The 7434-nt window shown below is 42.1% G+C and carries 9 protein-coding genes; 3 read left to right on the top strand and 6 right to left on the bottom strand.

Annotation, left to right across the window (positions count from 1 at the left end):
* Positions 1-305: 305 nt before the first annotated feature.
* Positions 306-1337: an AAA family ATPase gene (locus NWE95_07245; protein MCW4003689.1), complete on the bottom strand. Its 1032-nt coding sequence runs from the start codon at positions 1335-1337 to the stop codon at positions 306-308.
* A 166-nt stretch (positions 1338-1503) separates the two neighbouring features.
* On the opposite strand from NWE95_07245, the gene NWE95_07240 reads away from it, so the two are divergent.
* The gene (locus NWE95_07240) at positions 1504-2031 is read left to right on the top strand and encodes a class I SAM-dependent methyltransferase (protein MCW4003688.1); all 528 of its coding nucleotides are present in this window, start codon (positions 1504-1506) and stop codon (positions 2029-2031) included.
* Positions 2032-2280: 249 nt separating this feature from the next.
* Positions 2281-3453 (top strand): site-specific integrase, encoded by a 1173-nt coding sequence (locus tag NWE95_07235; GenBank protein MCW4003687.1) that lies wholly within the window; start codon positions 2281-2283, stop codon positions 3451-3453.
* A 316-nt stretch (positions 3454-3769) separates the two neighbouring features.
* Here NWE95_07235 and NWE95_07230 read toward each other — a convergent pair whose 3' ends face one another.
* From NWE95_07230 to NWE95_07210, 5 genes are all read right to left on the bottom strand, one after another.
* Positions 3770-4333, bottom strand: a complete 564-nt coding sequence (locus NWE95_07230; GenBank protein MCW4003686.1) for a transposase — start codon at positions 4331-4333, stop codon at positions 3770-3772.
* 559 nt (positions 4334-4892) lie between these two features.
* Positions 4893-5057 carry a hypothetical protein gene (locus NWE95_07225; protein ID MCW4003685.1) on the bottom strand — a complete coding sequence of 55 codons (165 nt, stop codon included), beginning with the start codon at positions 5055-5057 and terminating at the stop codon, positions 4893-4895.
* Positions 5058-5172: 115 nt separating this feature from the next.
* Positions 5173-5373, bottom strand: coding sequence for a hypothetical protein (locus NWE95_07220; GenBank protein MCW4003684.1), 201 nt, complete (start codon positions 5371-5373; stop codon positions 5173-5175).
* A 214-nt stretch (positions 5374-5587) separates the two neighbouring features.
* Positions 5588-5806 carry a hypothetical protein gene (locus NWE95_07215; GenBank protein MCW4003683.1) on the bottom strand — a complete coding sequence of 73 codons (219 nt, stop codon included), beginning with the start codon at positions 5804-5806 and terminating at the stop codon, positions 5588-5590.
* Positions 5775-6755: an AAA family ATPase gene (locus NWE95_07210; GenBank protein ID MCW4003682.1), complete on the bottom strand. Its 981-nt coding sequence runs from the start codon at positions 6753-6755 to the stop codon at positions 5775-5777. Before NWE95_07210 ends, NWE95_07215 begins: the two co-directional genes overlap by 32 nt.
* Before the next feature lie 247 nt (positions 6756-7002).
* On the opposite strand from NWE95_07210, the gene NWE95_07205 reads away from it, so the two are divergent.
* On the top strand, positions 7003-7332 hold the full coding sequence (locus NWE95_07205; protein ID MCW4003681.1) for a hypothetical protein: 330 nt from the start codon (positions 7003-7005) through the stop codon (positions 7330-7332).
* The last annotated feature ends 102 nt before the right edge of the window (positions 7333-7434 follow it).

The raw sequence follows: 7434 nt of genomic DNA, 5'->3' as shown, positions 1-7434 counted from the left end.
AACCCTTCCAAACCGAAAGTGCCAGTCAGACCCAAAGTAGCTCGCATACCCGCTCACTTCTATATTTCACCAACATGAAGATTTAAGAACTTGCACTCCCCTCTAAAGAGCACAAAACTTCCTAATCTTATCCCTAAGCATGAATATGGTTTGACTTTGTGTTCAATGAGACAGAAGCATTTCAAGCGAATCTGTAACAAATATTCAAGAGTCATATAATAACCTGAAACAAGCTCAATCCTCTTTCCCTTTCTAATTTTATGGAAGGTTCCTGAGTTTAGAAGTGCCAACGCTCACGGAATAACTCAAACACAGCGAAATAATCTTACATTACCTCGCATTTTAGCCCTATCAACTTCAATACGATTCAACTTAATCAGATCAGCAATATACTTGTTGAAGCTCCTCTGCGACTTGGCCTTCAACCCTTGCTTATCTGCCTCTTTTTTGTAGAGACCGTGAAATTCAGTTGAAGATATTTCTCCATGCTCCTTCAGAATAGTCAGAATTAGCCTATGGTGCGGGGTCAACGCTTCAAGATCATATTTCTTCTTAATCTCTTTAACTTCTTCAAACCCTCTGCCCACATCTTCATATGTAATCCTGGATTTGTTTGCGCGTTCAGCATTGCATGCTGCGCCTCTTAGAGTCTGTATTGCTATCCTCGCATCTCCAGCTGCCAAATCAGCTATTTTCTTCAATAATTCCTCGGAGCAAGTTTTGGGGTAAAGAGCACGACAATCCTCAACTCTATACTTAAGGATAGCCAGCAATTCAGCATCCGAGTATTTAGGAAAGTTGATTGACCTTAAGTTTAGTCTTGACATTATTCTGGGATCAAGAGTAAGCACATATCGTCTCGTATTGGAAATGCACACAATGCCAACTTTGCCGAGATCTTTCAGAATATAAAGAATATCATCCAGCTCTTTCCTACCAATCTTATCCACTTCGTCAAGAGCAATAATACAAACCTTTCCTCCAATTCTCTCTTTTAACCTTGCCACTTTTGCGGTATAGCCAACCTCTGACACTATAAGATCAGCTTGCTCAAGTAGCTTGTCAAGTACCGTGCTCAGTGTCCTGTTCTCCCAGCAATTCACATAGAATGCTCGTGCAATTGTATTCTCCTCAATTTGCTCAAGCACATACTTTACAAGAGTAGTTTTACCAGTTCCAGATTGCCCATGACACAAACAGTCACAGGGTTTAATTCTCTTCTTGAAAGGCGATAAGCAATCAACAAGTTCCGCCCTCTGCACATCTCTGCATGGAACACTCTGTGGAATGTAATCCTCTTCCAAAACTTCTGGATCGGCAATAATCTCGGCTGGCATGCATTAGATTTTTTGGGATTCAGTAAGAATAAATAGGTTATACTTGTTCATTGCCAGTTTTTCCTGTAATAAACACTCTAACCTATTCTAATACTATCGAATATTATTATAATATGGTGAAAAGCTTTTGGTCACAATTTTTAATCCTCAAGAGAAACGATTCCGAATGATTTGTGAAAATCTCAATTCAGGACTGACGCTTGATTTTGGCTCTGCTGATGGTAACCTGCACAAATTCCTGCTACAAAATCCTGATATAGAAGTCATCGGTGTTGATATTTCGAAGAATGAAAACGTGGATGTTGTCCATAACTTAGACAAGATGCCGTACCCATTCCCCTCAAACTATGCCGAAAACATAGTGGCAGGAGAAGTCATAGAGCATCTCGAAAACCCTCTCGCTTTTCTAAAAGAATGTTTTAGAATACTCAAGCAAAAAGGCGTTCTAATAATAACTACTCCCAACATGACAGGATTGCAACATTTCCTATACTCTCAAAAACCAGAGAGGAGACATACCCACTTGTACTCATGGGGCATCAAAAATTTCAAGAACCTTGTTGGAAGGACTAAATTTAAAATAAGAAAAATCGAACTGTTTACTGCATATTGGAACAGAAATATCTTTTATAGAATAGTAACATACTTAATCCCACAACTGAGAACAAGTCTCTTTATTGTTCTCGAAAAGTAATTGGTACTTACCCCAATGGTTGTAGCTAAACTTCTTCTGGGCTAAAACTGTAATAAAGTATACAAATTAATTTATGACTTCAAAATCAAACATGGATATAATTCCGTAAATTCCACGAAATAACGGAAACGGAAGAGATTATACATGTGTTAGATGTGTGACCGTGTCTTTTCGTCCGCCCTGGGCGTTATGGCACAATCACATGTCCCTAACCCTTAAGCCAGCAAGGAGCAAAGTGATTGTGTGAGCTTGAAAGATGCAATATACAATTATGACAGAGCGAAGAGCAGGATTTTGGATAGAATTGTATCGTCCAACATTTGCGAGGGGAACAAGAAGGCACTTTTGGATTTTCATCGCGAATGCGTTATACATGGCCTTAGCAATGCCAGAATTGTGAAGTATCTTGACACACTTTTTAGGATAGCACAGTGGTTTGATACTACTTTTCAAGAAGTGACAAAGGACGATGTTGCTGACATAGTCCAAAGGATTGAATCGAACGGCTACTCAGAATGGACAAAACGTGACTACAAGATTATGCTCAAGATCTTCTTTCGTTGGTTCAGAAAGAGTGAGAGCTATCCGGACGAGGTCAGGTGGATCAAATCGACAGCCAAAACGAGGAACAAACTGCCGGAAGAGATCCTGTCACCGGAGGAAATAATGAGAATGGTAGATGCAGCAGATAACCTGAGAGACAAGGCATTTGTACTTGTTCTCTACGAGTCTGGCTGCAGAATAGGCGAGTTACTCACGCTGCAGCTGAAGCACGTCCAATTCGACAGCTTTGGTGCAGTTCTTATTGTTAATGGTAAAACAGGTCAGAGAAGAGTCAGGGTGATTCTTTCTGCGCCGAAGTTGAGTCAATGGGTTGAAAATCATCCCTTGCGATCAAATCCGGATGCGGCTTTGTGGGTGACAATCGGGACAAGGAGACGCAATACAGTTCTAACCTACCCAACAGCAAAGGATACTCTGAGAAATCTCGCAGAAAAATGCGGAATAGGCAAAAGGGTACATCCGCATCTATTCAGGCACTCTAGAGCTACTCATCTGGCAAATTACTTAACGGAAGCGCAGATGAAACAATATTTTGGGTGGGTGCAGGCGTCGGATATGGCTTCAGTTTATGTTCATCTTTCAGGCAGGGATGTTGACAATGCACTGTTTAAGCTGAATGGAATGCAAGTTACTGAAGATAGGACAGGGCAAGAGCTCAAGCCTTTGGTCTGCCCAAGATGCAGAAGCAGAAATTCCCCCGATGCAAAGTTTTGCATAAACTGCGGACTGTGTTTGGATGCTAGGACAGCAGTACAAATAGATGTGGCAAGAGAAAAAGCGGACAGGCTTATAACAGAGCTTGTAGAGAAGCCTGAAGTATTGAATTCCTTGTTAAGAGCTGTAGCAAACACCAACTGAGCATCTTGTTGGAACGCCTCGCAAATGCTTTCCTTTATTCCTGAATTATGCAGACCATATCAAATTAGGGTTCAGTTTTATCTGAAGTCGTAATGTCTCTCTTGGGGCTGTGTTTCATCAAAGCTCTCTGTTTCCCGCTTCGAATAATAGAATAGGCGACCAAAGTTGCAAAAACGGCGCTAAAAACAAAGATAGGGGTGTGCACAATTCGTTTTTTATAGTTTCTCCGCTGAATGAGTTAGTGAGCAGTACGGGGTTAACCCGGCTATCACCAAGATTTCCTAGTCTTGACCCGCACCATTCAGTTTATTAGGGGTTAATCCCAGTACTGGCTTACTGCTTTCAGGCTAGTTTCGCCCTTGATCATTGCTTTCATGGCACTTGCATCTATGCTTATGAGCCCAGCCGTGACCATCGCAGTCTTCTTCACCAAGCCTCTAGGCCTGATCCAGCATTCTTTCAACACGTTGCCTTTGACATGCCCGTTAAACTGCTCCACCAAGTAGCGCTTAGCTCTCAACAACTCTCCATGCTCGATCTTCCTGCGCTTACCCCGCCTAGGATTGGAAGCAATAACAGGCTCGGCATCGATGGTTTTGACTGCTCTGTCATTTGTTTTCGAGTCGTAGCCCGCGTCAGCCAAAACGTACTGTGCCTCCAAATCCTCAATGAGCTCTGGAAGAAACGGTGAGTCATAACGGTTACCTGGCGTAACTACCGCCTTCAACGGTAGCCCCAACTGATTCACGGTTACGTGAAGCTTGAAGCCTCTAAACTTTCCCCTGCTCGTATAGCCCCAGCCTGCTTCCATGTCGTAGAGGTCCACAAGCGGCGTTGAGTCAACTATTAGAAAAGTGGCTGGCGCGACGAGTTGAAGCATGCCGGCTATCTTGTCGAAGGTCTCCTCAAGAAGGCTGAGGTAGCGCCTCCACCACCTGCCAACGGTGGTTCTATCTGGCACGGTACGTAACCCCAGTGTCTTGGCTGCGAACTCATGTTTTTTGAGGTGTTCAACTATGCGGGTGTCGTTCTCCAATCCTTTCAGTCTAGCGTAGACGAGCACTCTCAAGGCTCTAAGGCGCCCGTAACCTGGATTTCCACGCCTCCGGGGGTCTGCAGATACGATTGCTTTGTTGACGACAAGCCTGACAACCTCACAGGCTTCCATAACAAAACAATACTCAAAACCATTTTAAATTGTGCACACCCCTAACAAAGAAATAGAAAAAGGTAGAAGGCGCACGGAGCAACACATTTAGATATATCAAGAAACCGAAAATTCCAGTAGCCAGCACGAATACTAAGACAGCAAATAACCCAATTGAAATTACGTGATACCTATCGCTGATGCCCTTAATTCCGTTGCTCATTTCATCTTGAAGGGTCTTACTTCCCTTCGCAAGATTATTGACACCTTCTGCTAACCCAACTAGCACTACTCATCCAATCTTAACTTTATCTTCCACATCCACAAAAGCGTCTCTTAACCTTCTGTATCGTCGCCCAAAAGAAGCAAATTCTCCCTTAGCTTCCTCCCAAGACTCTTCGATTTTATCAACCCAAATTCGCGGAAAATACGGTTCCCCTTTTTCTTCGCTAATCATTTTGCTGAATGAACGCTTTGAGGTCGGCTTCTTCTCCCTACTCCCACATATCTTCTTGGATTTTCTGATTGGTCAATTATGTCTATGTCCCAAAAGCACATATCTTGCACTTTGTCTAAGAGTGAGGGGTCATAACTAAACCCAGTGGCGGAGAATATTTGGTCCTGGGTCTTTTGGATAGCAACGGAAAAATTGCAGAAAAATAATAAGTAATGGCGCCAGTATCGCATGGAAAGTTTCCAGCCTTTTCTTTCTTGAGTTCCAGATACGCTTCTTTGATTTTAGACATTTTGTAAGCAATTGCAGCTTGAATCAATGCACCACCTATTCTTATTGTTATTCATTCCTTAAAATATCGTGGTTCTAGAATAATCTTCATGAAACAGTGCTAGAAGTAAATAAGTCTGAGCAATCAATATTCGATAGATTCATTTAACACAGCACTTCAAGACAGGCATTCAGGATTCGTTGAAACCACTCAGGCATTTACTCAAGAACTTTGTCATCCAAATCTTTACACAGTACATTGACTATATCCTCCACTGCTTCTTCATTTTCTCGATTTTGATGCATCTGAAACCTTCACCAGCTAGCTTTCTAAGTTCAGCCAAGTCGCATATTGATTTCAGACCTAACGAAGCGTAGGCAGCGCCATCGTATACCCATACTTTGAATATTTGAAAATCTCTATCCAGCCTCTTTGCAAGATTTTCCGCTTCATCCCTGCATTTTATCGTGACTTTGAACATTTTCTCCACCTCCAATTTCGTAAACCCGTCCCCTTTTCTCACCAATTGCCTTGACGAAACCCTTTCTATTCAGACTTTCCATATAGTTTCGGAAAGACCTCGCTCCTTTCGGATACCTTGCATTTTGAAGATAGTACTCATATAGCCTGCTAGCCGGTAGGCTCTTCCACTGCTCCATAATCTTCATTATCGTCTTTTCGTCCGCGCTCAATCTTGTCGGGCAGTCGTTTTCTATCTCTACATCCGTTTCTTCAATCGTTCTTTTGCCCTCGCTTTCTGCCTTCAACGCAGCCACTTTAAGCGCATTTATTGCAAATGCAAGATTTCCTACAGACTTCTCAGCAATTTTCCTGAGTACAGCATCAGTGTAACTCCACTTAGTCAGCGCCTTTTCAGCTCTGTTCTTCAATATTGTGAATCCCTGTTCTGAACTGTAGTCTGGCAATTTTATTATGCTGAGCATGTTAGAACGGATGCTTTGTGCAAGTGACTCAAAGTCCTCAATGCTATCGGTCACGAGGACAACGCATATACCCATACTTATGAATCTGCCAATGAGGCCCTTGTCTTTAATATACCCGAAATTGTCCAGGCAGACCGCAAACTTGCCCTTTTTTAGGAATTTCTGCAACTCCTTAGTAAGCTCGTAGTTGCTTCTGTAGAAGACGAGTTGACTAGTGGGGATGATCTCCTTGAGAATGCTGTAAGTGGTCTGATAAACCCCACAATCAACATAGACTGCAGAGTTCTCATTTCTAAGCTTGCTGAACACTTTTCTTATCAGAGTTGTCTTGCCAGAACCATACGAGCCAGTAACCAAAGTGTTGGTGAAATTCTTCAGATTGGCAAGAAGCAGAGCTTCTTCCTTCTCTCTGAATGAAAGCTGCTCAGGCAAATAGGAGTTTGACAGGAATTCAGGATTTGCGATGATTTTTGATTCCGTAATCATGAGATAGATTTCACGGTGAGATTAAAAATAGGTTAGGAACATGTGTGTTGCCAATATTTCCTTTCAAGAATAGACAGTTAGCACTGTTATTTGTTGTGTCAGTGCCGTTTCAAAACAGAATAAACGGAAAAGCTTCTCCTCAATTAAAGTAAAAATTCTTTCTGCGTCAAATTAATGCATGAATCGAGAGCAACTGATAAGAAAGAATTGGAGAGCATTGAAGACTTTAGGGATTAGCCTTAGAGATATGGATGCAGTCAAATTTCATGCTGCAAATGAGTCATTCAGCCATAGAGTCGCCAAGCTTGTCATTTGCAATCTGTTAACAGAGGCTGGACACCATTTTAAGACTGAGCAGCCGATAAATGAAGCCGTTTGTGATGTAATTGATCTCGATACCTTTGTCATTTATGAGATTGAATCCCATGCGAATTCGACTATAATTAAGAGGAAGCTTGATGATTTTCTTCATCCTTTGATAGAGGACCTGATAGTAGTTGATCTTAGGAAGATGGACATCGATTGGGAGCCTATATTCATGCTTAGGGATAAGATTAGGAAGTTTTGTGCTCTTTAGAGGGGAGTGCAAGTTCTTAAATCTTCATGTTGGTGAAATATAGAAGTGAGCGGGTATGCGAGCTACTTTGGGTCTGACTGGCACTTTCGGTTTGGAAGGGTT

Source organism: Candidatus Bathyarchaeota archaeon, from assembly GCA_026014725.1.
GTDB lineage: Archaea > Thermoproteota > Bathyarchaeia > Bathyarchaeales > Bathycorpusculaceae > Bathycorpusculum.
The sequence above is the reverse complement of the archived record's forward strand: the minus strand, read 5'-3'. Positions and strand labels throughout refer to the sequence as shown.